The sequence below is a fragment of the Streptomyces sp. T12 genome (assembly GCF_028736035.1).
In the GTDB taxonomy this organism is placed as follows: Bacteria; Actinomycetota; Actinomycetes; order Streptomycetales; family Streptomycetaceae; genus Streptomyces.
The window spans coordinates 1,813,600-1,838,223 of record NZ_CP117866.1 but is presented as its reverse complement, the minus strand read 5'-3'; the positions used below and the strand labels follow the sequence as shown (position 1 = coordinate 1,838,223).

Here is a 24,624-nt window from a genome sequence, read left to right as displayed (position 1 = left end):
GCCGCACGGCGCCACACCGACCCTCGGGAAGGCCATGCTGAACAAGTACGCGCGTGCATTCTTCACGCGTGTCCTCACACCGTTCGCCGCGTTTCTGATCCGGCGGGGCGTGAGCCCCGACACCGTCACGCTCATCGGCACCGCCGGTGTGGTCGCGGGCGCGCTGGTCTTCTACCCCATGGGCGAGTTCTTCTGGGGCACGGTCGTGATCACACTCTTCGTGTTCTCCGACCTCGTCGACGGAAACATGGCCCGCCAGCTCGGCCGCTCCAGCCGCTGGGGCGCCTTCCTGGACTCCACGCTCGACCGGGTCGCCGACGGCGCGATCTTCGGCGGCTTCATCCTCTGGTACGCCGGCGGGGGCGACGACCTCGTCCTGTGCGCCGTCTCGATCTTCTGCCTGGCCAGCGGCCAGGTGGTGTCGTACACCAAGGCCCGGGGCGAGTCGATCGGCCTGCCGGTCGCGGTCAACGGCCTCGTCGAGCGCGCCGAGCGCCTGGTCATCTCGCTGGTCGCGGCCGGCTTCGCGGGCCTGCACAAGTTCGGGGTACCCGGCATCCAGTACCTGCTGCCCGTCGCCCTGTGGATCGTCGCCGTCGGCAGCCTCGTCACGCTGATCCAGCGGGTCGTCACGGTCCGCCGCGAGTCGGCGGAGGCAGAAGCGGAAGCCGCCGCGGAGGCAGAGGCAGAGGCGAAGGCAGCGCAGGACAAGCCGCAGAGCGCCTCCCAAGGGAGCGAGGCCGCCAAGTGAGTGCCCAGGACCGGCTCACGGACGCGCTGTACGGCCTCGGCTGGGGCACCGTCAAGAAGCTCCCCGAGCCGGTCGCCGTACGGCTCGGCCGCACCATCGCCGACCTCGCCTGGAAACAGCGGGGCAAGGGCGTGCAGCGGCTGGAGAGCAACTACGCGCGCGTGGTGCCCGACGCGAGCCCGGAGCGCCTCGCCGAGCTCTCGCGCGCGGGCATGCGGTCGTACCTGCGCTACTGGATGGAGTCCTTCCGGCTCCCCGCCTGGAGCGCCGAGCGCGTCAAGGGCGGCTTCGACATCAAGGACGTCCACTACCTGACCGACGGCCTGGACGCCGGCAACGGCGTCATACTCGCCCTGCCGCACCTGGCCAACTGGGACCTCGCGGGCGCGTGGGTCACCACGAAGCTCGAGACGCCGTTCACCACGGTCGCCGAACGCCTCAAGCCCGAGACGCTCTACGACCGCTTCGTCGCCTACCGCGAGGGCCTCGGCATGGAGGTCCTGCCGCACAGCGGCGGCACCGCCTTCGGCACGCTGGCCCGCAGGCTGCGCGACGGCGGTCTGGTCTGCCTCGTCGCCGACCGCGACCTGTCGGCGTCCGGCGTCGAGGTCGAGTTCTTCGGCGACACGGCCCGCATGCCCGCCGGACCGGCGTTGCTGGCCCAGCAGACCGGGGCGCTGCTGCTCCCCGTCACGCTCTGGTACGACGACTCACCGGTCATGCAGGGGCGGGTGCATCCTCCGATCGAGGTGCCCGGGACAGGTACCCGGGCCGAGAAGACGTCTGTCATGACACAGGCGCTGGCCGACGCCTTCGCCACGGGGATCGCCGAACATCCGGAGGACTGGCACATGCTCCAGCGCTTGTGGCTCGCCGACCTGGAACCACGACCGGATGACGGCTCGGACGGAGAGCGTCCGTGAGGATCGGCATCGTCTGCCCGTACTCCTGGGACGTGCCGGGCGGCGTCCAGTTCCACATCCGCGACCTCGCCGAGTACTTCATCCGGCTCGGTCACGAGGTGTCCGTCCTGGCCCCGGCCGACGACGACACCCCGCTCCCGCCGTACGTGGTCTCGGCGGGCCGCGCCGTACCGGTGCCGTACAACGGCTCGGTCGCCCGCCTGAACTTCGGCTTCCTCTCGGCGGCCCGTGTCCGCCGCTGGCTGCACGACGGCGAGTTCGACGTGGTCCACATCCACGAGCCGGCCTCACCGTCGCTCGGTCTGCTGACCTGCTGGGCGGCACAGGGCCCGATGGTCGCCACGTTCCACACCTCCAACCCCCGGTCCAAGGCGATGATCGCCGCGTACTCGATCCTCCAGGCGGCCCTGGAGAAGATCAGCGCCCGGATCGCGGTGAGCGAGTACGCCCGCCGCACGCTGGTGGAACACCTGGGCGGCGACGCCGTGGTGATCCCCAACGGCGTCGACGTCGAGTTCTTCGCCAAGGCCGAGCCCAACCCCGAGTGGCAGGGCGACACCATCGGCTTCATCGGCCGCATCGACGAGCCCCGCAAGGGCCTGCCGGTGCTGATGAGGGCCCTGCCCAAGATCCTCGCCGCCCGCCCGCAGACCAGGCTGCTGGTGGCGGGCCGCGGCGACGAGGAGGAGGCGGTCGAATCGCTGCCCAAGGAGCTCCGCTCCCGCGTGGAGTTCCTCGGCATGATCAGCGACGAGGACAAGGCCCGCTTCCTGCGCAGCGTCGACCTGTACGTCGCGCCCAACACCGGCGGCGAGAGCTTCGGGATCATCCTGGTCGAGGCGATGTCGGCCGGTGCCCCGGTCCTCGCCGCGGACCTGGACGCCTTCGCCCAGGTCCTCGACCAGGGCGCGGCGGGCGAGCTCTTCACCAACGAGGACGCGGACGCCCTGGCCGAGGCAGCGGTACGCCTCATGGAGGATCCGGCCCGCCTGGCGGAGCTGCGGGAGCGGGGGAGCGAGCATGTCCGCCGCTTCGACTGGTCCACCGTCGGGGCGGACATCCTGTCGGTGTACGAGACCGTGACGGCGGGCGCGGCAGCGGTGGCCGCGGACGAGCGGACCGGAGGCGGCGGGAGCGGTCTGCGGGCACGGCTGGGGCTGGCGCGGGACTGACGGTCGGCCGGGGTGATCAGGCGGGGTGATCAGCCGGGGTGAGGGGACGGCTGCCGCCGGCGCCTCCCGGCAACGGCCACGCCGACACCCCGCACGACATCCGGCTGCCCCGGCGCGGCTAGTCTGCCGCCCGTGACCGCAACTCTCATCTGGATTCTCGTAGCCCTCGTCGCGATCGGCCTCTACCTGAGCTGGACCGCAGGCCGCCTCGACCGGCTGCACGCCAGAATCGACGCGGCGCGCGCCGCCCTCGACGCGCAGCTGCTGCGCCGCGCCTCGGTCGCCCAGGAACTGGCCACCTCCGGCGTGCTGGATCCGGCCGCGTCGATCGTCCTGTACGAGGCCGCCCACGCTGCCCGGCAGTCCGAGGAGGAGCAGCGGGAGGTCGCCGAGAGCGACCTGAGCCAGGCGCTGCGGGCCGTGTTCGCCGAGACCCAGCAGGTGCAGGCGGTGCGGGAGGCGCCCGGGGGAGAGGAAGCGGCCCGCGAGCTGACCGAGGCGGTCCGCCGGGTACCGATGGCCCGCCGCTTCCACAACGACGCCGTACGGGCGGCCAGGGCGCTGCGCCGGCACCGCAAGGTCCGCTGGTTCCGCCTGGCGGGTCACGCCCCCTTCCCCTTGGCCTTCGAGATGGACGACGAGCCCCCCGTGGCACTGGTCGACAGGGCCGCCTGACCAGCACGTTCGTGCTATCAGGCCGGAAAAGGATCCACCGGCTTCTCATTGGCCCTTGCTGTGGCCTGGTCCACTCCCGTTTCCTCGGTGCTTGCAGTAACCCCTTTTTCACCGAGTGAGGTCACCCGTGTCCACTTCCGCAAACCAGGCTCCCGAGACCGGCACCGCGCGCGTGAAGCGCGGCATGGCCGAGCAGCTCAAGGGCGGCGTGATCATGGACGTCGTCACGCCGGAGCAGGCGAAGATCGCCGAGGACGCGGGCGCCGTCGCCGTCATGGCCCTCGAGCGGGTCCCCGCCGACATCCGCAAGGACGGCGGCGTGGCCCGGATGTCCGACCCGGACATGATCGAGGGCATCATCGACGCCGTCTCCATCCCGGTCATGGCCAAGTCCCGCATCGGCCACTTCGTCGAGGCCCAGGTCCTGCAGTCCCTCGGCGTCGACTACATCGACGAGTCCGAGGTCCTCACCCCGGCCGACGAGGTCAACCACTCCGACAAGTGGGCCTTCACGACCCCCTTCGTCTGTGGCGCCACCAACCTGGGCGAGGCCCTGCGCCGCATCGCCGAGGGCGCGGCCATGATCCGCTCCAAGGGCGAGGCCGGCACGGGCAACGTCGTCGAGGCCGTCCGTCACCTGCGCCAGATCAAGAACGAGATCGCCAAGCTGCGCGGCTTCGACAACAACGAGCTGTACGCCGCCGCCAAGGAGCTGCGCGCCCCGTACGAGCTGGTCAAGGAAGTCTCCGAGCTCGGCAAGCTCCCGGTGGTGCTGTTCTCCGCCGGTGGCGTGGCCACCCCGGCCGACGCCGCGCTGATGCGCCAGCTCGGCGCCGAGGGCGTCTTCGTCGGCTCCGGCATCTTCAAGTCCGGCGACCCGGCCAAGCGCGCCGCCGCCATCGTCAAGGCGACGACCTTCTACGACGACCCGAAGATCATCGCGGACGCGTCCCGCAACCTCGGCGAGGCCATGGTCGGCATCAACTGCGACACCCTCCCCGAGACCGAGCGCTACGCCAACCGCGGCTGGTAAGCACCCCCCAAGGACTGCACGTACATGACTGACGCACCCGTCATAGGCGTCCTGGCCCTCCAGGGCGACGTACGGGAGCACCTCATCGCCCTGGCCGCGGCCGACGCCGTGGCCAGGGCGGTGCGGCGCCCCGAAGAGCTCGCCGAGGTCGACGGCCTCGTCATCCCCGGCGGCGAGTCCACGACCATCTCCAAGCTGGCCATCCTGTTCGAAGTGATGGAGCCGCTACGCGCGCGCGTGCACGGCGGCATGCCCGTCTACGGCACCTGCGCCGGCATGATCATGCTCGCCGACAAGATCCTCGACCCGCGCTCGGGCCAGGAGACCGTCGGCGGCATCGACATGATCGTGCGCCGCAACGCCTTCGGACGGCAGAACGAGTCCTTCGAGGCGACGGTGGACGTCAGGGGTGTGGAGGGCGATCCTGTGGAGGGCGTCTTCATCCGCGCCCCCTGGGTCGAGTCCGTCGGCGCCGAGGCCGAGGTCCTCGCCGAGCACGACGGCCACATCGTCGCGGTCCGCCAGGGCAACGCACTGGCCACGTCGTTCCATCCGGAACTGACCGGCGACCACCGTGTGCACGGCCTGTTTGTCGACATGGTGCGCGCGAACCGGGCAGCGGAGTCCTTGTAGGATCTCTGGCGTTCGTTCATAGACGGGTTACGCGAAGGAGACAGGCAGATGTCCGGCCACTCTAAATGGGCCACGACGAAGCACAAGAAGGCCGTGATCGACGCCAAGCGCGGCAAGCTCTTCGCGAAGCTGATCAAGAACATCGAGGTCGCGGCGCGGATGGGCGGCGTCGACCTCGAGGGCAACCCGACGCTCTACGACGCCGTCCAGAAGGCCAAGAAGCAGTCGGTGCCGAACAAGAACATCGACTCCGCGATCAAGCGCGGCGGCGGTCTCGAGGCCGGTGGCGCCGACTACGAGACGATCATGTACGAGGGCTACGGCCCGAACGGCGTCGCGGTGCTCATCGAGTGCCTCACCGACAACCGCAACCGCGCCGCCTCCGACGTCCGCGTCGCCATGACCCGCAACGGCGGCAACATGGCCGACCCGGGCTCCGTGTCGTACATGTTCAGCCGCAAGGGCGTCGTCATCGTTCCCAAGGGCGAGCTGACCGAGGACGACGTCCTCGGTGCCGTCCTGGACGCGGGCGCCGAGGAGGTCAACGACCTCGGCGAGTCCTTCGAGGTCATCAGCGAGGCCACCGACCTGGTCGCGGTCCGCACCGCCCTCCAGGAGGCCGGCATCGACTACGACTCCGCCGACTCCAGCTTCGTGCCGTCCGTCCAGGTCGAGCTGGACGAGGAGGGCGCCAAGAAGATCTTCAAGCTGATCGACGCGCTCGAGGACAGCGACGACGTCCAGAACGTCTTCGCCAACTTCGACGTCAGCGACGAGATCATGGAGAAGGTCGACGCCTGAGCGCCGGAAGCCGGCAGAGACATCTGAGCTGCGACATGAGAACGGCCCACCGAAGTCCTCTTCGGTGGGCCGTTCTCATGTGTGGTCCTGCGTCAGGCGACCGTTCAGCCGTCGATGCTCTTGACGTCACCGGTGTGCTTCATGCTGCCCTTGCCGTCGGCCTTGACGGTGTCGGCCTTCATGTAGTCGACCTGGCCGTCCTTCCACCAGATGTTGATGGTGGCCTTGTGGTTGCAGATGTTGTGGTAGTAGACGGTGGTGGTCGAAATGCCGTCGCCCCACGAGTAGTTGAAGCAGCCGCTGCGGCCTTCGTGCTTCGCCTTGGTGGCCGCCTGCGCGGGAGTCGCCACGGCCACACCCGCCAGCAGGACGGACGCGGTCACGGCAGCAGCCTTCGCGATGTTGCGCATGGATCCCCGATTCTCTTGTGCAAGTGATCGACGCGAACCTTCAGTTCGCGACAACGCGGACGGTGGTCTGCCGTCCGCGACGCTCCGGAAGCTATAAGCGATCAAGTGTGCGAAGCAATGGAGAATGGCCCCAGCCGCTCCGCTTTCTCATGACGTGTCGGTCATGTCGGGGCACCGGCCCATGATCCTTTGCCTTCCCTTTGATCTTGCTCTGTGACCCGGCCCGCCCGACGCCGCGTTGTCAGTGCCGCCGGATAGCCTGGCTGCGCAGGATGGACAGGGACTGAACACGCAGACGAGGGAAGCGAAGGAGCCAGGTGCGCGTACTCGGTGTTGACCCCGGGCTGACCCGGTGCGGCGTCGGTGTCGTCGAGGGCGTCGCCGGACGTCCGTTGACGATGCGAGGCGTCGGCGTCGTCCGTACGCCCCCGGATGCGGACCTGGGCCACCGCCTCGTCGCCATCGAACAGGGCCTCGAAGCCTGGTTGGACGAGTACCAGCCCGAATTCGTCGCCGTGGAACGCGTGTTCAGCCAGCACAACGTCCGTACGGTGATGGGCACCGCCCAGGCCAGCGCGGTCGCACTCCTCTGCGCCGCCCGCCGTGGCATCCCCGTCGTGCTGCACACGCCCAGCGAGGTCAAGGCCGCCGTCACCGGCAGCGGCCGCGCCGACAAGGCACAGGTGGGCGCCATGGTCACCCGCCTGCTCCGGCTCGACGCACCACCCAAGCCTGCCGACGCCGCCGATGCCCTCGCCCTCGCCATCTGCCACATCTGGCGCGCACCCGCCCAGCAGCGCCTCCAGCAGGCAGTTGCCCAGAACCGGCTGCAACAGGCCGTCGCCCAGCACGCGGCGAAGACCTCCCACACAGCGCAGACCTCCCACGAAGCGAAGGCCGCGCACGCGGCGAACACTTCGCGCGCATCGAAAGGCCGTACCGCATGATCGCCTTTGTCAGCGGCCCGGTCGCCGCCCTCGCCCCCGACTCCGCGGTGGTCGAGGTGGGCGGCATCGGTATCGCCGTCCAGTGCACACCCAACACGCTCTCCGGGCTGCGCATGGGCCAGCAGACCAAGCTGGCCACCTCCCTCGTGGTCCGCGAGGACTCGCTGACCCTGTACGGCTTCGCGGACGACGACGAGCGCCAGGTCTTCGAACTGCTGCAGACCGCGAGCGGGGTCGGCCCGCGCCTGGCCCAGTCGATGCTGGCCGTGCACAGCCCGGACGCCCTGCGCCGCGCCGTCGCCACCAGTGACGAGAAGGCGCTCACCGCGGTCCCCGGCATCGGCAAGAAGGGCGCCCAGAAGCTGCTGCTCGAGCTGAAGGACCGCCTGGGAGAGCCGATCGGAGCGCCCGCTGTCGGCGCACCGGTCACCAGTGGCTGGCGCGACCAACTGCACGCCGCCCTGATCGGCCTCGGCTACGCCACCCGCGAGGCGGACGAGGCCGTCACCGCCGTGGCACCGCAGGCCGAGGCGGCCGAGGGCGCACCCCAGGTGGGCCAGTTGCTGCGGGCAGCCCTGCAGACCCTGAACAGAGCGCGCTGAAACAGCGGGATTCCCGAGAGGTCCGAAACGGCGCCTCGGGAATCCGGCACACGCTCTTCCGACGGCCCCGTCACCTCGTACGACGTACGACCCATCCGACCGCGACCCCCGAGGCACACTCCATGAACTGGGACGACACGACCGACACCTCCGCCGCCGAGCGGCTCGTCGGGGCGTCCGCCGACCGTGAGGACCAGGCCGTCGAGGCCGCCCTGCGCCCCAAGGACCTGGACGAGTTCATCGGTCAGGAGAAGGTCCGCGAGCAGCTCGACCTCGTCCTGCGCGCCGCACGCGCGCGTGGCGCCACCGCCGACCACGTACTGCTCTCCGGCGCCCCGGGCCTCGGCAAGACCACCCTCTCCATGATCATCGCAGCCGAGATGGGCGCCCCCATCCGCATCACGTCCGGTCCCGCCATCCAGCACGCCGGCGACCTCGCCGCGATCCTCTCCTCCCTCCAGGAGGGCGAGGTCCTCTTCCTCGACGAGATCCACCGCATGTCCCGGCCCGCCGAGGAGATGCTCTACATGGCGATGGAGGACTTCCGCGTCGACGTCATCGTCGGCAAGGGCCCCGGCGCCACCGCCATCCCGCTCGAACTCCCGCCGTTCACCCTGGTCGGCGCCACCACGCGCGCGGGTCTGCTGCCGCCCCCGCTGCGCGACCGCTTCGGCTTCACCGCGCACATGGAGTTCTACGAGCCGACCGAGCTGGAGCGCGTCATCCACCGCTCGGCCAACCTGCTCGACGTCGAGATCGAGGCCGACGGCGCCGCCGAGATCGCCGGCCGCTCCCGTGGCACGCCCCGCATCGCCAACCGCCTGCTGCGCCGCGTCCGCGACTACGCCCAGGTCAAGGCCGACGGGATCATCACCAGGGACATCGCAGGGGCCGCCCTTGCCGTCTACGAGGTCGACGCCCGAGGCCTCGACCGGCTCGACCGCGGCGTCCTTCAGGCCCTGCTGAAGCTGTTCGGCGGCGGCCCGGTCGGCCTGTCCACGCTCGCGGTCGCGGTGGGGGAGGAGCGCGAGACCGTCGAGGAGGTCGCCGAGCCCTTCCTCGTACGGGAGGGCCTGCTCGCCCGCACTCCGCGTGGTCGCGTCGCCACCCCCGCGGCATGGGCGCATCTCGGCCTCACGCCGCCCCGTTCACAAGCGGCGGGAAACGGACAACAGGATCTGTTCGGGGCGTGATGGCGCGGTGACGGCGAGGGCATTGGCCGGAGTAGGAACCCCGGTGCCATGCTGAGCGTTGTTCCATGCATGCGGACTCGCTTAGACTCCGCCGATGCCGCCTTTGTCGACGGCATACATACCCCCAACCATCAGGCCGCTCACCATCGCGGTCGTGTGAAGGAAGTACCGACCCGTGAGTCTCGTGACCCTCCTCCCGTTCATCGTGCTCATCGGGGCCATGTTCCTGATGACCCGGTCGGCCAAGAAGAAGCAGCAGCAGGCGGCCGACATGCGGAACCAAATGCAGCCCGGCAGCGGCGTCCGCACCATCGGGGGCATGTACGCGACTGTCAAGGAGGCCAATGAGGACACGGTCCTCCTCGACGCCGGCCCGGGCGTGGAGCTCCTCTTCGCCAAGAACGCGATCGGTGCCGTCCTCTCCGACGACGAGTACAACCGCATCGTGCACGGCATCGAGCACGACCTGAAGTCCGACGTCGTCCCGGACGACGCCTCCTCCCTCACCGAGACCGACGAGCCCGCCGCCGACGCTGCCGCCGCCTCCGACGACAAGCCTGTCGACCTCGGCAAGAAGGACGAGGCCGACGAGGCGTCCGACGACACCGCGGCCGCCGAGGCGAAGACGGACGTTGAGTCGAAGAAGACCGACGGCGAGTCCGACGCGAAGTAGCCATGTCCCGGGGGCGCGCGGGCCATGCCTGCGCGCCCCGGAACATGCCGATCTCGCATGGGATCCCGATACCAGTCATGGCCGCTTGCCCGCTGACCTGGCGCGATGCGGCCCGAGAGGGAGTACGAGAAGGTGGCAGCACCTAAGAAGGGCCGGAGCGCGAGCGCCCAGAGCAAGCCAGGGCGCTCGCTGGCCCTCATCCTGATCGCCATCGTGGGCCTCACCGGGGGGATGTTCGCCACGGGGCAGACCACCCCGCGTCTTGGCATCGACCTGGCCGGCGGCACGAGCATCACGCTGCGCGCGGTCACCGAGCCGGGCCAGGAATCCGCGATCAACAAGACCAACATGGACACCGCGGTCGAGATCATGAACCGCCGTGTCAATGGTCTTGGCGTCTCGGAGACCGAGGTTCAGACCCAGGGCACGAAGAACATCATCGTCAACATCCCCAAGGGCACCAACGCCAAGGAGGCCCGGGCCCAGGTCGGCACCACCGCGAAGCTGTACTTCCGCCCGGTGCTCACCACCGAGGTCTCCGGCGCCGCCGCGACGCCCAGCCCGTCGCCGAGCACCTCCGCGAGCCCCTCGGGCGGGGCGACCGACAAGGCGACCTCCTCGTCCTCCCCCTCGGCGACCTCCACCACGCAGGGCCGTGCGGTCACCGACGCCCTGAAGGCGGACGCGACGCCGTCCACGAGTGCCTCCACCAGCGCCTCCCCGTCCGCGAGCAGCGGCTCCGACGCGGCCACGAGCAAACTCCAAGCGCAGTACGCCGCGCTCAACTGCGTGAGCGAGAAAGCCCGCGCCGACGCCGGCAGGGGCGCCAAGCCCACCGATCCCACGGTGGCCTGCGGCAAGAACTCGTCCGACCAGTGGCAGAAGTACATCCTCGGCCCGGCCGAGGTCGACGGCACCGACGTCAAGAAGGCCAAGGCCGTCCTCAACACGCAGACCGGCGCCGGCTGGACCGTGACCATGGACTTCACGTCCGACGGCCGCAAGAAGTTCGGCGACATCACCGGCAAGCTGGCCAAGAACCAGCCGCCGCAGAACCAGTTCGCCATCGTCCTGGACGGCGACGTCGTCTCCGACCCGTCCGTCAACCAGGCCCTGACCGGCGGCAACGCGGAGATCTCCGGCAACTTCACCCAGGAGTCCGCCCAGAGCCTCGCCAACATGCTGTCGTACGGCGCCCTGCCGCTGACCTTCAAGGAGGACAGCGTCACCACGGTGACCGCCGCGCTCGGCGGTGAGCAGCTGCAGGCCGGTCTGATCGCCGGCGCGATCGGTCTCGCCCTGGTCGTCCTCTACCTGGTCCTCTACTACCGGGGTCTCGCGCTCGTCGCCGTCGCCTCGCTGCTGGTCTCGGCCGCCCTCACCTACGTGATCATGGCCCTGCTCGGCCCGGCCATCGGCTTCGCGCTGAACCTCCCGGCCGTCTGTGGTGCCATCGTCGCCATCGGCATCACAGCGGACTCGTTCATCGTGTACTTCGAACGCGTCCGCGACGAGATCCGCGAGGGCCGCTCGCTGCGCCCGGCCGTCGAGCGGGCCTGGCCGCGCGCCCGGCGCACCATCCTGGTCTCCGACTTCGTGTCGTTCCTGGCCGCCGCGGTGCTGTTCGTCGTCACCGTCGGCAAGGTCCAGGGCTTCGCGTTCACGCTCGGCCTGACCACCCTGCTCGACGTGGTCGTGGTGTTCCTGTTCACCAAGCCGCTGCTGACGATCCTGGCCCGCAGCAAGTTCTTCGGCAGCGGCCACAGCTGGTCCGGCCTCGATCCCAAGCGACTCGGTGCCCGGCCGCCGTTGCGCCGTACCCGCCGTCCCTCCGCCCCCGTCGAGACGAAGGAGGCGTGAGATGTCGAAGCTCGGCAACCTCGGCGCCCGACTGCACCGTGGCGAAGTCGGCTACGACTTCGTCGGCAACCGCAAGATCTGGTACGGCATCTCCATCCTGATCACCATCACGGCCATCGTCGGCCTGGCGGTGCGCGGCCTGAACATGGGCATCGAGTTCCAGGGCGGAGCGGTCTTCACCACCCCGGCGAAGACCGCCGCCTCGGTCTCCCAGGCGGAGAAGTACGCGGAAGAGGCGTCCGGCCACGACGCCATCGTCCAGAAGCTCGGCAACGGCAGCCTGCGCATCCAGGTCGCGGGCATCGACACCAACCAGGCCGACCGGGTCTCGACGGAGCTGGCCAAGGACCTGGGCGTCGCCGAGAAGGACGTCACCGGCGAGCTGGTCGGTCCCAGCTGGGGTGAGCAGATCGCCAACAAGGCCTGGCAGGGCCTCGCGATCTTCCTGGTCCTGGTGGTGATCTATCTGGCGATCGCGTTCGAGTGGCGCATGGCACTGGCCGCGTTCGTCGCCCTGATCCACGACATCACCATCACGGTCGGCATCTACGCCCTGGTCGGCTTCGAGGTCACACCGGGCACGGTGATCGGTCTGCTGACGATCCTCGGTTACTCGCTCTATGACACGGTCGTCGTCTTCGACAGCCTCAAGGAGCAGACGAAGGACATCACCAAGCAGACCCGGTGGACCTACAGCGACATCGCCAACCGCTCGATCAACAGCACCCTGGTCCGCTCCGTCAACACCACGGTGGTCGCGCTGCTGCCGGTGGCGGGCCTGCTGTTCATCGGTGGCGGTGTCCTCGGCGCCGGCATGCTCAACGACATCTCGCTGTCGCTGTTCGTCGGCCTCGCGGCCGGTGCGTACTCCTCGATCTTCATCGCCACGCCGCTCGTCGCCGACCTCAAGGAGCGCGAGCCGCAGATGAAGGCCCTGAAGAAGCGTGTGCTCGCCAAGCGGGCCCAGGCCGCCGCACAGGGCGAGGCCCCGAACGCCTCGGCCGCCGACGAGCCGCTCGACGACGACCGCGAGGACGCCGCCCCCGCGGTCGTCGGCCCGCGCGACCAGCCCGTGTCCCGTAGCCGGGGCCGCGGCCGACCGTCGGGGAAGCGTCGATGACCGACATCAAGGAGCTGCTGCTCAGCCGCATCCGTGACGTGGCGGACTACCCGGAACCGGGCGTGATGTTCAAGGACATCACCCCGCTCCTGGCGGACCCGGCGGCGTTCACGGCGCTCACCGACGCGCTGGCCGAGATCGCCGCGAACACCGACGCCACGAAGATCGTCGGCCTCGAGGCCCGAGGCTTCATCCTCGGCGCCCCCGTGGCCGTGCGCGCGGGCATCGGCTTCATCCCGGTACGCAAGGCGGGCAAGCTCCCCGGGGCGACGCTCAGCCAGGCGTACGACCTGGAGTACGGCTCCGCCGAGATCGAGGTGCACGCCGAGGACCTGACCGCGGGCGACCGCGTCCTGGTCATCGACGACGTCCTGGCGACGGGCGGCACCGCGGAGGCCTCGATCCAGCTGATCCGCAGGGCCGGCGCCGACGTGGCCGGCCTGGCCGTGCTGATGGAACTGGGCTTCCTCGGCGGCCGAGCCCGCCTGGACCCGGCCCTGGCCGGGGCCCCGCTGGAGTCGCTGCTCCTGGTCTGAGTCAGGTGCTCGCGCGAAAGCCGTGAGCACGCATCGCCGAACATGCCGCGCGCCTGTGTACAAGGCGCGCGGCATGCGTGTGTCGAGGGGCTTCCGCTCGCGACGGGCATTGCCGGTGGCGGCCGGGGGCAGCGAAGCCCTGTGGCGAAGCCACAGACGCGGGCCGCATGGCCCCGTGTGAGTGGGGCGTACGTCGGGCGTGCGGAAGGGGCCGTACGCCGGGCGGCGACGATGCGCGCACGCCCTTCGCCAGGCAGCTCGCAAGAGGCATACGAGAGCCGTGTGACAGGCGTACGAAAGGCGGGCGTCACCCGCCGGACACCGGGGCGAGGCCTCCGGGGGAATCCTGCGGCAGCCCCTCGTGTTTCTCCGGTAGACGGCCCTCACATCGGGCTGAAGGCGATCCTGGGGCGCAGGATCGCTACCATGGGGTCTCCGGAGCCTGACCGGGGGACCCGGATCGCGCACGAGGAGCCCTCTTGCCAGACGAGGCCCAGCACCTGACCGCCGCCAAGCCCGAGTCCGCCTCGGCGCCCGCGGCGAAGCCCGCGCCCAACGCGTCGCACGCGAAGAACGACACCCGCGGGACGGTCGAGCATGCCCAGTCCGCGCCCGTCGACAAGTCGGCCGACCAGTCGCGACCCAAGCCCGCTCCACCCGAGCGCCCCGCACCGGCCGTCCGCCCGAACACCGGACAGCCCGCCCGCACCGGCTCCTCCAATCGCGTCCGTGCCCGCCTCGCCCGCCTCGGCGTCCAGCGCTCCAACCCGTACAACCCGGTGCTGGAGCCGCTGCTGCGGATAGTGCGCAGCAACGACCCGAAGATCGAGACGGCCACGCTCCGGCAGATCGAGAAGGCCTACCAGGTCGCCGAGCGCTGGCACCGCGGCCAGAAGCGCAAGAGCGGCGACCCGTACATCACGCACCCGCTCGCGGTCACCACCATCCTCGCCGAGCTGGGTATGGATCCGGCCACCCTGATGGCGGGCCTGCTGCACGACACCGTCGAGGACACCGAGTACGGCCTCGACCAGCTGCGCCGCGACTTCGGCGACTCCGTCGCCCTGCTCGTCGACGGCGTCACCAAGCTCGACAAGGTCAAGTTCGGTGAGGCCGCGCAGGCCGAGACCGTGCGCAAGATGGTCGTCGCCATGGCCAAGGACCCGCGCGTCCTGGTCATCAAGCTCGCCGACCGCCTGCACAACATGCGCACCATGCGCTACCTCAAGCGCGAGAAGCAGGAAAAGAAGGCGCGCGAGACCCTCGAGATCTACGCGCCGCTCGCCCACCGCCTCGGCATGAACACCATCAAGTGGGAACTGGAGGACCTCGCCTTCGCGATCCTCTACCCCAAGATGTACGACGAGATCGTACGGCTGGTGGCCGAGCGGGCACCGAAGCGTGACGAATACCTGGCCATAGTGACCGACGAGGTCCAGCAGGACCTGCGCGCCGCCCGCATCAAGGCGACCGTCACCGGCCGCCCGAAGCACTACTACAGCGTCTACCAGAAGATGATCGTCCGCGGTCGCGACTTCGCGGAGATCTACGACCTGGTGGGTATTCGTGTACTTGTCGACACGGTCCGCGACTGTTACGCCGCCCTCGGCACCGTGCACGCGCGATGGAACCCGGTCCCCGGCCGGTTCAAGGACTACATCGCGATGCCCAAGTTCAACATGTACCAGTCGCTGCACACGACGGTCATCGGCCCCAACGGCAAGCCCGTCGAGCTGCAGATCCGCACCTTCGACATGCACCGCCGCGCCGAGTACGGCATCGCCGCGCACTGGAAGTACAAGCAGGAGGCCGTCGCCGGCGCCTCCAAGGTCCGCTCCGACGCGCCCAAGTCGTCCGGGAAGGGCAAGGACGACCACCTCAACGACATGGCGTGGCTGCGCCAGCTGCTGGACTGGCAGAAGGAGACCGAGGACCCGGGGGAGTTCCTGGAGTCCCTGCGCTTCGACCTGTCCCGCAACGAGGTCTTCGTCTTCACCCCGAAGGGCGACGTCATAGCGCTCCCGGCCGGGGCGACTCCTGTCGACTTCGCGTACGCCGTGCACACCGAGGTCGGCCACCGCACCATAGGAGCGCGGGTCAACGGCAGGCTCGTACCCCTCGAATCCACCCTGGACAACGGCGACTTGGTGGAGGTCTTCACCTCCAAGGCAGCCGGCGCGGGTCCCTCCCGCGACTGGCTCGGCTTCGTCAAGTCGCCGCGCGCCCGCAACAAGATCCGCGCCTGGTTCTCCAAGGAGCGCCGCGACGAGGCGATCGAGCAGGGCAAGGACGCCATCGTCCGCGCGATGCGCAAGCAGAACCTGCCGATCCAGCGCATCCTGACCGGCGACTCGCTGGTCACGCTCGCGCACGAGATGCGCTACCCGGACATCTCCGCGCTGTACGCGGCGATCGGCGAGGGACATGTCTCCGCGCAGAACGTCGTACAGAAGCTCGTCCAGGCGCTCGGCGGCGAGGAGGCCGCCACCGAGGAGATCGACGAGTCGGTTCCGCCGGCCCGCGGTCGCAGCCGCAAGCGCCGCTCCAGCGCCGACCCCGGCGTCATCGTCAAGGGCGTCGAGGACGTGTGGGTCAAGCTGGCCCGCTGCTGTACGCCCGTACCCGGCGACCCGATCATCGGCTTCGTCACACGCGGTAGTGGTGTATCGGTTCACCGCAGCGACTGTGTGAACGTGGAGTCACTGTCCCGTGAGCCCGAGCGCATCCTCGAGGTCGAGTGGGCGCCCACCCAGTCCTCGGTCTTCCTGGTCGCCATCCAGGTCGAGGCCCTGGACCGCTCCCGGCTCCTCTCGGACGTCACGCGCGTGCTCTCCGACCAGCACGTCAACATCCTCTCCGCGGCCGTCCAGACCTCCCGCGACCGCGTCGCCACCTCCCGCTTCACCTTCGAGATGGGCGACCCGAAGCACCTCGGGCACGTCCTGAAGGCGGTCAGGGGCGTCGAGGGCGTGTACGACGTGTACCGCGTGACGTCGGCGCGCAACCGGACGTAGGACACGGCGAGCTCGTAGGCATACGACGAGAAGGGCCCCGTACATCGCGTACGGGGCCCTTCTCGTCGTAAAAGGCTTTCGCCGGCTGCCTTCCCTCAGCCGCCGAACTCCTGCAGGCCCTTCAGCGCCTGGTCCAGAAGCGCCTGGCGGCCCTCCAGCTCCCGCTCGAGCTTGTCGGCCTTGGCGTTGTTGCCCTGGGCGCGCGCCTGCTCGATCTGGCCGCTCAGCTTGTCCACGGCGGCCTGGAGCTGACCGGTCAGACCCTCGGCACGCGCGCGTGCCTCCGGGTTGGTCCGGCGCCACTCGGTTTCCTCGGCCTCCTGGATGGCCCGCTCGACGGCGTGCATCCGGCCCTCGACCTTGGGGCGGGCGTCGCGCGGCACATGGCCGATGGCCTCCCAGCGCTCGTTGATCGAGCGGAAGGCGGCACGCGTGCCCTTCAGGTCGCCGATCGGCAGGAGCTTCTCGGCCTCCTCGGCCAGCTCCTCCTTCAGCTTCAGGTTCTCGGCCTGCTCGGCGTCACGCTCGGCGAACACCGAGCTGCGGGCCGCGAAGAAGATGTCCTGGGCGCCGCGGAAGCGGTTCCACAGGTCGTCCTCGTGCTCGCGCTGGGCGCGCCCGGCGGCCTTCCACTCCGACATCAGCTCGCGGTAACGGGCAGCCGTCGGGCCCCAGTCGGTCGAACCGGACAGCGACTCGGCCTCGGCGACCAGTCGCTCCTTGGTCCTGCGCGCCTCCTCGCGCTGCGCGTCCAGCTGCGCGAAGTGCGCCTTGCGGCGCTTGGAGAACGCCGACCGGGCGTGCGAGAAGCGGTGCCACAACTCGTCGTCCGACTTGCGGTCGAGCCGCGGCAGACCCTTCCAGGTGTCCACCAGGGCCCGCAGCCGCTCGCCCGCGGCCCGCCACTGGTCGGACTGGGCCAGCTCCTCCGCCTCGGTGACCAGCGCCTCCTTGGCGTGGCGGGCTTCGTCGGACTGCTTCGCGCGCTGCTGCTTGCGCTCCTCGCGGCGCTTGCCGACGGTCTCGACCAGCTTGTCCAGGCGGGTCCGCAGGGCGTCCAGATCGCCGACCGCGTGGTGCGCGTCGACCTGCTCACGGATGTGGTCGATCGCGGTCTGCGCGTCCTTCGTCGACAGGTCGGTGGTCTTCACTCGCTTCTCGAGGAGGCCGATCTCGACAACCAGGCCCTCGTACTTGCGCTCGAAGTAGGCCAGCGCCTCCTCAGGGGAGCCGGCCTGCCAGGATCCGACGACCTGCTCGCCGTCGGCCGTACGCACGTACACGGTCCCCGTCTCGTCGACGCGGCCCCACGGGTCGCTGCTCACAGCGCCTCCTCCACATGATGCCTGCGAGGGGCTTGTGTTCCCCCGAGCATCGTCCACAGTTTCGTCACGGCCAACATAGGCGACCGGCGGGTTGCCTGTCCGCATCCCGCGCGACCGAAATTACGCAGTTGGCGGTCAGGATTTGGTGACCGTCGCCTTGTTGATGACAACCGTCGCGACCGGTGCCCCGTCACCCGCGCCGCTGCTCTCACCGGCGGCGGCAATCTTCTTGAGTACCTTCATGCCGGATTCGGAAACGGTACCGAACGGTGTGTAGTTGGGCGGAAGCTGACTGTCCTGGTAGACGAGGAAGAACTGGCTGCCGCCGGAGTGCTTCTGACCGGTGTTCGCCATCGCGATGGTGCCCGCCGGGTAGATGTTGTTCTTGAGGCTTTTGTCCTTCAGGTTCTCGTCCGGGATCGTGTACCCGGGTCCGCCCGTGCCGGTGCCCGTCGGGTCGCCGCACTGCAGCACGTAGATGCCGCTGCTGGTGAGCCGGTGGCACTTGGAGTGGTCGAAGTAGCCCTTGCCGGCGAGGAAGTCGAACGAGTTCACGGTGTGCGGCGCGGCCGAGGCCTTCAGCGCGACGTCTATGTCACCGCACGTCGTCGCGAGCTTCATCGTGTACTTCGCCGACTTGTCGATGGTCAGCTCCGGCTCCTTCTTCCAGGTCGCCGTCTTGACCTTGCCCTCGGCGGGCTTCTCGCACGGGTCGGTGGCCTTGGCGGAGGCGCTCGGCGTGACTTCCGCGCTCGCGTTCTCCTTGCTGTCGTCGCCCTTGAGGACCCCGGTCGTGTACAGCGCGAGACTGCCGATGATCACCACCCCGAGCGCCGACGCGATCACCGAGTTGCGCATGCGCGCCTTGCGCCGGGCGGACGTGCGCCGCTGCTGCTGCCGCAAGAACTTCTCCCGGGCGAGCTGACGCCGCCGCTGTTCCTGGCTGACCACCGGGTTCTCTCCTCATGCGTCGTGTGTGTCGACCGGTACGCGTGCGTCCATTGAGCCGATCGCCCGCGTGTGCCCCGTACCGTATATGGGTTCGCTGAGGAATCGGCAGCGCCGGTAGGCTCTGACGACAGGCGGAGCCCGCCGACAAACCACCTGTGTCGACACAAACGTAAGGACGATCGTGCTCATTGCCGGGTTCCCCGCCGGGGCCTGGGGGACGAACTGTTATCTCGTCGCCCCCGCCGCCGGTGAGGAGTGCGTGATCATCGACCCGGGCCACGAAGCGGCCCCCGGAGTCGAGGAAGCGCTGAAGAAGCATCGGCTCAAGCCCGTCGCCGTCGTCCTCACCCACGGCCACCTCGATCACGTGGCCTCGGTCGTCCCGGTGTGCGGCGCACACGACGTACCGGCCTGGATCCACCCCGAGGACCGGTACATGATGAGCGACCCCGAGAAGGCGCTCGGCCGCTCCATCGGCATGCAGCTGATGGGCGAGCTGACCATCGGGGAGCCGGACGACGTCAAGGAGCTGACCGACGGCGCCAAGCTGGAGTTGGCCGGCCTGGAGCTGACCGTCGCGCACGCGCCGGGCCATACCAAGGGGTCGGTGACCTTCGGCCTGCCCGAGGCGGCGGACATCCCGCCGATCTTCTTCTCGGGCGACCTGCTGTTCGCCGGCTCCATCGGACGCACCGACCTGCCCGGCGGTGACATGGCCGAGATCCTCGACTCGCTGGCCCGCGTGTGCCTGCCGCTCGACGACTCGACCGTGGTGCTGTCCGGCCACGGCCCCCAGACGACCATCGGCCAGGAGCGCGCCACCAACCCGTATCTGCGGCAGGTGGCCGCCGGCCTGGGAGCGAATGTCGACGCTCCCCGACGAGGAATGTGACGAGACCTTCCGTGAGCACCTTCAAGGCCCCCAAGGGCACGTACGACCTGATCCCGCCGGACTCCGCCACGTACCTGGCGGTCCGTGAGGCGATCGCGGCTCCCCTGCGCAACTCCGGCTACGGCTACATCGAGACGCCCGGCTTCGAGAGCGTCGAGCTGTTCGCGCGCGGTGTCGGCGAGTCCACCGACATCGTGACCAAGGAGATGTACGCCTTCGAGACCAAGGGCGGCGACAAGCTGGCCCTGCGCCCCGAGGGCACGGCATCGGTCCTGCGCGCGGCCCTGGAGGCCAACCTGCACAAGGCGGGCAACCTCCCGGTCAAGCTCTGGTACTCGGGCTCCTACTACCGCTACGAGCGTCCCCAGAAGGGCCGTTACAGGCACTTCTCCCAGGTCGGTGCCGAGGCGATCGGTGCCGAGGACCCGGCGCTGGACGCCGAGCTGATCATCCTGGCCGACCAGGCCTACCGCTCGCTCGGCCTCAGCAACTTCCGGATCCTGCTCAACAGCCTGGGCGACAAGGAGTGCCGCCCGGTGTACCGAGCGGCGCTGCAGGACTTCCTGCGCGGCCTGGACCTGGACGAGGACACCCTGCGCCGCGCGGAGATCAACCCGCTGCGCGTCCTCGACGACAAGCGCGAGTCGGTCCAGAAGCAGCTCGGGGACGCCCCGCTCCTGCGCGACTACCTCTGCGACGCCTGCAAGGCGTACCACGAGGAGGTCCGTGAGCTGATCACCGCCGCGGGCGTCTCCTTCGAGGACGACCCGAAGCTGGTGCGCGGCCTGGACTACTACACGCGTACGACCTTCGAGTTCGTCCACGACGGTCTGGGCTCCCAGTCCGCGGTGGGCGGCGGCGGCCGCTACGACGGCCTGTCCGAGATGATCGGCGGCCCCGCGCTGCCGTCCGTCGGCTGGGCCCTGGGCGTCGACCGCACGGTGCTCGCCCTGGAGGCCGAGGGCGTGGAGCTCCAACTCCCCTCGTCCACCAGCGTGTTCGCGGTGCCGCTCGGCGAGGAGGCGCGCCGCATCCTGTTCGCCAAGGTCACCGAGCTGCGCAAGGTCGGCATCGCGGCGGACTTCTCCTACGGCGCCAAGGGCCTCAAGGGCGCCATGAAGAACGCCAACCGCAGTGGCGCCCGCTACACGATCGTCGCCGGCGAACGCGACCTCGCCGAGGGCGTCGTACAGCTCAAGGACATGGAGTCCGGTGAGCAGGCGGCGATCGGCGTCAACGAGATCGTCGCGGAGTTGGAAGCCCGACTGGGCTGAATTCCGAAAGGGCGGGGACCGGTTCGGGTCCCCGCCCTTTGCCGTCCCACCGGTGTCCTGAACCGAACGCCTCTACCCGATCGCGCGCCTTTCCTTATGCCCAGCGAACGGTGGGCACGCGTGCGTGTGCGGCACAATGTGCCGTGTCCGGAGAAACTCCAAGTCTCAAGTGACGGAATCGGCGTGATGAGCAAGACGACAGTCAAAGACGTCTCTACCGAGCCCGAGTCGGAGCGTGCCGAGGCACCGCCGCAGTCGCTGGGCAGCAGCCGTGCGTTCGCCTTGATGCTGGTGATCACCGGCGCGGCGGGGTTGATTGCGGCGTGGATCATCACGATTGACAAGTTCAAGATCCTCGAGGCCAAGGTCGAGGGGAAGACCTACACTCCCGGCTGCAGCCTCAACCCGATCATCTCCTGCGGCAGCATCATGGAGAGCAAGCAGGCATCCGCCTTCGGGTTCCCCAACCCCATGCTCGGCCTTGTCTGCTACGGGATCGTCATCTGCGTCGGCATGAGCCTGCTCGCCCGCGCCCGCTTCCCGCGCTGGTACTGGCTGACCCTCAACTTCGGCACGCTCTTCGGTGTCGCCTTCTGCACCTGGTTGCAGTTCCAGTCGCTCTACCGCATCAACGCGCTGTGCCTGTGGTGCTCGCTCGCCTGGGCCGCGACGATCACCATGTTCTGGTACGTGACCTCCTTCAACATCCGCAACGGATTCCTGCGTGCCCCACGCCCGCTGAAGAACTTCCTCGCCGAATTCACCTGGGTGCTGCCGGTGACGCACTGCGGCATCATCGTCATGCTGATCTTCACCCGCTGGGGCAGCCACCTCTGGGCCTGACCCGCTCCGACGTCGATGTCAGTGCGGTGAATTAGGGTTTCCAGCGTGGAACCCGACCTGTTCACCGCCGCCGCAGAAGAACGCCAGGAGAAGGACCCAGCCGGCAGTCCCCTGGCCGTGCGCATGCGCCCGCGCACCCTGGACGAGGTGGTGGGCCAGCAGCACCTGCTGAAGCCGGGCTCGCCCCTGCGCAGACTCGTCGGCGAATCAGGCGGCGGCCCCGCCGGGCCCTCCTCGGTGATCCTCTGGGGCCCGCCCGGCACCGGCAAGACCACCCTGGCGTACGTCGTCTCCAAGGCCACCAACAAGCGCTTCGTCGAGCTCTCCGCCATCACCGCCGGGGTGAAGGAGGTCCGTGCGGTCATCGACGGCGCCCGCCGCGCCACCGGCGGCTTCGGCAAGGAGACCGTCCTCTTCCTCGACGAGATCCACCGCTTCAGCAAGGCCCAGCAGGACTCCCTCCTCCCGGCCGTCGAGAACCGCTGGGTGACCCTCATCGCGGCGACCACCGAGAACCCGTACTTCTCGGTCATCTCCCCCCTGCTGTCCCGCTCCCTCCTCCTCACCCTCGAACCCCTCACCGACGACGACCTGCGCGGCCTCCTGCACCGCGCCCTCACCGACGAGCGCGGCCTCAAGGAGGCCGTCACCCTCCCCGAGGACACCGAGGCCCACCTCCTGCGCATCGCCGGCGGTGACGCCCGCCGCGCCCTCACCGCGCTGGAGGCCGCCGCCGGAGCCGCCCTCGACAAGGGCGAGACGGAGATCGCCCTCACCACGCTGGAGGAGACGGTCGACCGGGCCGCCGTGAAGTACGACCGCGACGGCGACCAGCACTACGACGTGGCCAGCGCCCTGATCAAGTCCATCCGGGGATCGGATGTCGACGCGGCGCTCCACTACCTGGCCCGCATGATCGAGGCCGGCGAGGACCCCCGCTTCATCGCCCGCCGCCTGATGATCTCCGCCAGCGAGGACATCGGCCTCGCCGACCCGAACGCCCTGCCGATCGCGGTCGCCGCCGCCCAGGCCGTCGCCATGATCGGCTTCCCCGAGGCCGCCCTCACCCTCAGCCACGCCACCATCGCGCTCGCCCTCGCCCCCAAGTCCAACTCCGCGACCACCGCGATCGGCGCTGCCCTGGACGACGTACGCAAGGGACTGGCCGGCCCGGTCCCGCCCCATCTGCGCGACGGGCACTACAAGGGCGCCGCCAAGCTCGGGCACGCGCAGGGGTACGTGTATCCGCACGACCTGACCGAGGGCATCGCCGCCCAGCAGTACGCCCCGGACGCCATCAAGGACCGCGAGTACTACGAGCCCACCCGGCACGGTGCCGAGGCGCGGTACGCCGATGCCGTGGAGTGGACCAGGAAGCACCTCGGTCGCAGACGGTCCTGAGCAGCCTGTAGACTCGCTCGAAGTGCTGAGTCCCGTGTCCGGCTCCGGTCGGCGCCTCAGGCGGGACAACCAGCCGGATCTGTTGATCCAGGAGCGTCGCGCACCGTCGTAGGTGTCGCGGGCAGCCCACCACCACCCGGAGTTCCGGGACCGGTCGGTGGGCCGTTCGTGTGCTGCACGTATGTGCCCAGACCAGGGGAACGGCTGCCTGGCAAGTCCCTCGTGGACCTGTCGGGAATTCCCCCGGCTGCGGATTGCGACCTCCCGTAACTCTGAGGCAGCCGAAACAGGAAAAGGAAAAGAAGTGGCGAACCAGTCCCGCCCCAAGGTCAAGAAGTCGCGTGCCCTCGGCATCGCGCTGACCCCGAAGGCCGTCAAGTACTTCGAGGCCCGTCCCTACCCGCCGGGTGAGCACGGCCGTGGCCGCAAGCAGAACTCGGACTACAAGGTCCGTCTGCTGGAGAAGCAGCGTCTGCGTGCGCAGTACGACGTGTCCGAGCGTCAGCTCGTTCGCGCCTACGAGCGTGCCTCCAAGGTTCAGGGCAAGACCGGTGAGGCCCTGATCATCGAGCTCGAGCGCCGTCTCGACGCCCTGGTCCTGCGTTCGGGCATCGCCCGCACCATCTACCAGGCCCGTCAGATGGTCGTTCACGGCCACATCGAGGTCAACGGCGGCAAGGTCGACAAGCCGTCGTTCCGCGTCCGTCCCGACGACGTCGTGATGGTCCGCGAGCGCAGCCGCGAGAAGACCCTCTTCTCCATCGCCCGTGAGGGCGGCTTCGCCCCCGAGGGCGAGACCCCGCGCTACCTCCAGGTGAACCTCAAGGCCCTGGCGTTCCGCCTGGACCGTGAGCCGAACCGCAAGGAGATCCCGGTGATCTGCGACGAGCAGCTCGTCGTCGAGTACTACGCCCGTTGATCCTTCAGCGGTCGTAGGACTTCTGCGCCTGAGCCCGCCGTCTCCCCGCCCTTCCGGACGGGCGAGGCGGCGGGCTTGCGCATATTCACGGTCCGACTTCCGGCAACTCGGCTCCACGCGGGCGGTAATCCGGTGCGGAGCGGCACCCCCGGCGCGATAGGCTCGGTGCACGACTTTTTCGATGTAGACCGATGTAGAGGCACGTTTCAGGGAGCGGGTGCACACAGTGTCCGGTGGAGAGGTTGCCGGGATCCTGGTGGCCGTGTTCTGGGCGATCCTGGTCTCCTTCCTCGCCGTCGCGCTGGCGAGGCTGGCCCAGACGCTCAAGGCGACCACCAAGCTCGTCGCGGACGTGACCGACCAGGCCGTCCCGCTCCTGGCAGAGGCCTCCACGGCGGTGCGCTCGGCGCAGACCCAGATCGACCGGGTCGACGCGATCGCCTCCGACGTCCAGGAGGTCACGTCGAACGCCTCCGCGCTGTCGACCACCGTCGCCTCCACCTTCGGCGGCCCCCTGGTCAAGGTCGCGGCCTTCGGCTACGGCGTGCGCCGGGCCCTCGGCGGCCGCAAGGACGACGCGCCCGCCAAGGCGCCCCGACGCACCGTGATCGTGGGCCGCACGGTCCCGGGCGCGCGGCGGGAGAAGCGAAACCTCCGCGGAAAGAGGGACTGAGAC

Annotated in this window: 24 protein-coding genes; 21 read left to right on the top strand and 3 right to left on the bottom strand. The window is 69.4% G+C overall.

Annotation, left to right across the window (positions count from 1 at the left end; translation table 11 throughout):
• Positions 1-34: 34 nt before the first annotated feature.
• The 7 genes from pgsA to PBV52_RS08040 all read left to right on the top strand — a co-directional run bounded on the left by pgsA (position 35) and on the right by PBV52_RS08040 (position 5,988).
• A complete protein-coding gene (pgsA, locus tag PBV52_RS08070; RefSeq protein ID WP_274237602.1) occupies positions 35-751 on the top strand; it encodes a phosphatidylinositol phosphate synthase in 717 nt (238 codons plus the stop codon).
• On the top strand, positions 748-1,674 hold the full coding sequence (locus tag PBV52_RS08065; protein WP_274237601.1) for a phosphatidylinositol mannoside acyltransferase: 927 nt from the start codon (positions 748-750) through the stop codon (positions 1,672-1,674). Before pgsA ends, PBV52_RS08065 begins: the two co-directional genes overlap by 4 nt.
• Entirely contained in the window at positions 1,671-2,846 is a 1,176-nt protein-coding gene (locus tag PBV52_RS08060; protein ID WP_274237600.1) for a glycosyltransferase family 4 protein, read from the top strand. Before PBV52_RS08065 ends, PBV52_RS08060 begins: the two co-directional genes overlap by 4 nt.
• Positions 2,847-2,978: 132 nt before the next feature.
• Positions 2,979-3,521 (top strand): hypothetical protein, encoded by a 543-nt coding sequence (locus PBV52_RS08055; protein ID WP_274237599.1) that lies wholly within the window; start codon positions 2,979-2,981, stop codon positions 3,519-3,521.
• A 127-nt stretch (positions 3,522-3,648) separates the two neighbouring features.
• On the top strand, positions 3,649-4,554 hold the full coding sequence (gene pdxS / locus PBV52_RS08050) for a pyridoxal 5'-phosphate synthase lyase subunit PdxS (RefSeq protein WP_128427834.1): 906 nt from the start codon (positions 3,649-3,651) through the stop codon (positions 4,552-4,554).
• Between the two features lie 24 nt (positions 4,555-4,578).
• Positions 4,579-5,187 (top strand): pyridoxal 5'-phosphate synthase glutaminase subunit PdxT, encoded by a 609-nt coding sequence (gene pdxT / locus PBV52_RS08045; RefSeq protein WP_274237598.1) that lies wholly within the window; start codon positions 4,579-4,581, stop codon positions 5,185-5,187.
• Positions 5,188-5,235: 48 nt separating this feature from the next.
• A complete protein-coding gene (locus PBV52_RS08040; RefSeq protein WP_048581096.1) occupies positions 5,236-5,988 on the top strand; it encodes a YebC/PmpR family DNA-binding transcriptional regulator in 753 nt (250 codons plus the stop codon).
• Between the two features lie 104 nt (positions 5,989-6,092).
• On the opposite strand, the gene PBV52_RS08035 is transcribed toward PBV52_RS08040, so the two are convergent.
• Positions 6,093-6,398, bottom strand: a complete 306-nt coding sequence (locus PBV52_RS08035; protein WP_274237597.1) for a hypothetical protein — start codon at positions 6,396-6,398, stop codon at positions 6,093-6,095.
• Positions 6,399-6,715: 317 nt separating this feature from the next.
• Here PBV52_RS08035 and ruvC point away from each other — a divergent pair, with 317 nt between their 5' ends.
• The 8 genes from ruvC to relA all read left to right on the top strand — a co-directional run bounded on the left by ruvC (position 6,716) and on the right by relA (position 16,343).
• Entirely contained in the window at positions 6,716-7,345 is a 630-nt protein-coding gene (ruvC, locus tag PBV52_RS08030; protein WP_274237596.1) for a crossover junction endodeoxyribonuclease RuvC, read from the top strand.
• A complete protein-coding gene (ruvA, locus tag PBV52_RS08025) occupies positions 7,342-7,947 on the top strand; it encodes a Holliday junction branch migration protein RuvA (protein ID WP_274237595.1) in 606 nt (201 codons plus the stop codon). The genes ruvC and ruvA overlap by 4 nt, the downstream gene beginning before the upstream one ends.
• Positions 7,948-8,069: 122 nt before the next feature.
• Positions 8,070-9,140, top strand: coding sequence for a Holliday junction branch migration DNA helicase RuvB (gene ruvB / locus PBV52_RS08020; RefSeq protein ID WP_274237594.1), 1,071 nt, complete (start codon positions 8,070-8,072; stop codon positions 9,138-9,140).
• 175 nt (positions 9,141-9,315) lie between these two features.
• A complete protein-coding gene (yajC, locus tag PBV52_RS08015; protein ID WP_274237593.1) occupies positions 9,316-9,813 on the top strand; it encodes a preprotein translocase subunit YajC in 498 nt (165 codons plus the stop codon).
• Between the two features lie 132 nt (positions 9,814-9,945).
• Positions 9,946-11,673 (top strand): protein translocase subunit SecD, encoded by a 1,728-nt coding sequence (secD, locus tag PBV52_RS08010; protein ID WP_274237592.1) that lies wholly within the window; start codon positions 9,946-9,948, stop codon positions 11,671-11,673.
• A gap of 1 nt (position 11,674) precedes the next feature.
• Positions 11,675-12,793: a protein translocase subunit SecF gene (secF, locus tag PBV52_RS08005; RefSeq protein ID WP_274237591.1), complete on the top strand. Its 1,119-nt coding sequence runs from the start codon at positions 11,675-11,677 to the stop codon at positions 12,791-12,793.
• Positions 12,790-13,329, top strand: coding sequence for an adenine phosphoribosyltransferase (locus PBV52_RS08000; protein WP_274237590.1), 540 nt, complete (start codon positions 12,790-12,792; stop codon positions 13,327-13,329). The genes secF and PBV52_RS08000 overlap by 4 nt, the downstream gene beginning before the upstream one ends.
• Positions 13,330-13,808: 479 nt before the next feature.
• Positions 13,809-16,343, top strand: coding sequence for a GTP pyrophosphokinase (relA, locus tag PBV52_RS07995; RefSeq protein WP_274237589.1), 2,535 nt, complete (start codon positions 13,809-13,811; stop codon positions 16,341-16,343).
• 95 nt (positions 16,344-16,438) lie between these two features.
• On the opposite strand, the gene PBV52_RS07990 is transcribed toward relA, so the two are convergent.
• Complete coding sequence (locus PBV52_RS07990; protein ID WP_274237588.1) at positions 16,439-17,668, bottom strand: DUF349 domain-containing protein; 1,230 nt, start codon at positions 17,666-17,668, stop codon at positions 16,439-16,441.
• A 135-nt stretch (positions 17,669-17,803) separates the two neighbouring features.
• Positions 17,804-18,619 (bottom strand): peptidylprolyl isomerase, encoded by an 816-nt coding sequence (locus tag PBV52_RS07985; RefSeq protein ID WP_274237587.1) that lies wholly within the window; start codon positions 18,617-18,619, stop codon positions 17,804-17,806.
• Positions 18,620-18,800: 181 nt separating this feature from the next.
• On the opposite strand from PBV52_RS07985, the gene PBV52_RS07980 reads away from it, so the two are divergent.
• From PBV52_RS07980 to PBV52_RS07955, 6 genes are all read left to right on the top strand, one after another.
• Positions 18,801-19,511, top strand: a complete 711-nt coding sequence (locus PBV52_RS07980; protein ID WP_274237586.1) for an MBL fold metallo-hydrolase — start codon at positions 18,801-18,803, stop codon at positions 19,509-19,511.
• Between the two features lie 11 nt (positions 19,512-19,522).
• Positions 19,523-20,785 (top strand): histidine--tRNA ligase, encoded by a 1,263-nt coding sequence (hisS, locus tag PBV52_RS07975; protein ID WP_274237585.1) that lies wholly within the window; start codon positions 19,523-19,525, stop codon positions 20,783-20,785.
• Between the two features lie 186 nt (positions 20,786-20,971).
• A complete protein-coding gene (locus tag PBV52_RS07970; RefSeq protein ID WP_274249325.1) occupies positions 20,972-21,628 on the top strand; it encodes a vitamin K epoxide reductase family protein in 657 nt (218 codons plus the stop codon).
• A 45-nt stretch (positions 21,629-21,673) separates the two neighbouring features.
• Positions 21,674-23,029, top strand: a complete 1,356-nt coding sequence (locus PBV52_RS07965) for a replication-associated recombination protein A (RefSeq protein ID WP_274237584.1) — start codon at positions 21,674-21,676, stop codon at positions 23,027-23,029.
• A 304-nt stretch (positions 23,030-23,333) separates the two neighbouring features.
• Positions 23,334-23,948, top strand: a complete 615-nt coding sequence (gene rpsD, locus PBV52_RS07960) for a 30S ribosomal protein S4 (protein WP_030053239.1) — start codon at positions 23,334-23,336, stop codon at positions 23,946-23,948.
• 226 nt (positions 23,949-24,174) lie between these two features.
• Positions 24,175-24,621, top strand: a complete 447-nt coding sequence (locus tag PBV52_RS07955; protein ID WP_128428907.1) for a DUF948 domain-containing protein — start codon at positions 24,175-24,177, stop codon at positions 24,619-24,621.
• The last annotated feature ends 3 nt before the right edge of the window (positions 24,622-24,624 follow it).